Source organism: Mesorhizobium sp. M2C.T.Ca.TU.002.02.1.1, from assembly GCF_003997225.1.
Genome location: NZ_RZTO01001068.1, coordinates 1 through 1,736, shown reverse-complemented (window position 1 = coordinate 1,736; position 1,736 = coordinate 1). Strand labels below are relative to the sequence as shown.

Here is a 1,736-nt window from a genome sequence, read left to right as displayed (position 1 = left end):
TCTAGCCCCGCCGCAACAGCGCTCGCACCGAGGGCCCGAAGCGCTATGGCGGCAAGCTGCCGCTGGCGCTGCATGTCACCGTCCACGACGTCGACATGGTGCTGTGGATGCTCGAGGGCCAGCAGCCGGTGTCGGTCTATGCGCAACAGACCGACAAGCTGCTGGGCAGCTCCGGCACACAGGACAGCATCGCGGCTATCATGCGCTTTTCCGGCGGCACGGTCGTCAATTTCGAGAGCGCCTGGTCGCTGCCGTCCGGCGCGCGCCACATGATCGACGCGCGCATGGAACTTATCGGCACCGACGGATCCTTCGAGGTCCAGTGCGGCGACAGCGGGCTCTATTTCGCCAGCAACGAGATGTCGCGCGAGATCGACACCCAGCACTGGCCCCAGCTCAACGGCCGTATCGACGGCGACCTCGCGCGCCAGCTCGGCGGCCTCATCGACTGGCTGGACGGCGCGGCGATGCCGATCGCCACCGGCCGGGAAGCCCTTCGTTCGCTCGAACTCACCCTAGCCATGATGCAGTCGGCACAGAGCGGCGAAATCGTGCGCCTCGGTTGAGCTCAATCAAACGGACGGCGCTGTTGCAACGAGGCCAGATGGCCCAAGAATGGGAGACGAAAACATGCTGAACAGACGCAATCTACTGATGCTTGGCGCGGCCGCCGCCGCGCTGTCGCTGGCCGCGCCGGCCTCGGCCGAAGACAAGCCGTTCAACGGCGTGCAGATATCGGTGCTGCTCGAGGGCCATCCGACCACCGACGCCATCCAGAAGATGGTGCCCGAATTCAAGGAGAAGACCGGCATCGACGTGGCGATCGAGGTCGTGCCCGAGGCCGACATCACCGCGAAGGAGCTGCTCGAGTTCTCGTCCAAGTCCGGCCGCTACGATGTCGTCCAGAACAACATCATCTACCTGCCGGGCTTCGTGAAGTCGGGCTACATCGTGCCGCTCGACGATTTCCTGGCCAAGCACAAGGAGAATTTCGACAAGGCCGATTTCGTGCCTGGCTATTTCAACACCAACGTCCTCGACGGCAAGGTCTACGGCCTGCCGGTCTATGGCGAGAGCACCTTCGTCATGTACCGCAAGGACCTGTTCGAACAGTACGGGCTGGCGGCGCCGAAGTCCTTCGAGGACATCGAGAACGCGGCGAAAACCATCTCGGAAAAGACCAACAAGCAGATCGCCGGCATCACCATGCGCGGCCAGCAGGGCATCCAGGGCGTCTATGTCTGGGCGGCCTATCTGTGGGGCTTCGGCGGCTCCTTCTTCGACGCCAGCGGCAAGTCGGCGCTGGCGACACCTGAAGGCATCGCCGCGCTCGACGCCTTCACCAAGGTGCTGAAGGACTACGGTCCGGTCGGCGTCGCCAATTTCGGCTGGGAAGAGAACCGGCTGCTCTTCCAGCAGGGCAAGGCGGCAATCACGCTCGATGCGACCGTCAACGGCGCCTACAATGAAGATCCGGCGGTCTCGACGGTGGTCGGCAAGGTCGGCTATGTGCCGGTGCCGATGAAGTCGGCTTCGCCCAAGGGCGGCTCGTCCTCGCTCGCCGTGCATTCCATGTATGTCTCGGCCGAGTCGAAGAACCAGGAAGCGGCGGCCCTCTTCGCCGCCTGGGCAACCGCCAAGGAGCAGCAGCTGAAATCGATCGAGACCGATCCCAACTCCGGCGTGACCTCGCTCTCGGCGCTCAACAGCGACAGTTTCGGCAAACGCTACGGCGC

2 protein-coding genes are annotated in these 1,736 nt (G+C 64.0%); both read left to right on the top strand.

What is annotated here, in order from left to right; translation table 11 throughout:
- Positions 1-56: 56 nt before the first annotated feature.
- Positions 57-566 carry a Gfo/Idh/MocA family oxidoreductase gene (locus EOD07_RS33395; protein ID WP_348627796.1) on the top strand — a complete coding sequence of 170 codons (510 nt, stop codon included), beginning with the start codon at positions 57-59 and terminating at the stop codon, positions 564-566.
- 64 nt (positions 567-630) lie between these two features.
- Positions 631-1,736 (top strand): sugar ABC transporter substrate-binding protein (locus tag EOD07_RS33390; RefSeq protein ID WP_164772790.1); only part of this gene is annotated, 1,106 nt, incomplete at its 3' end.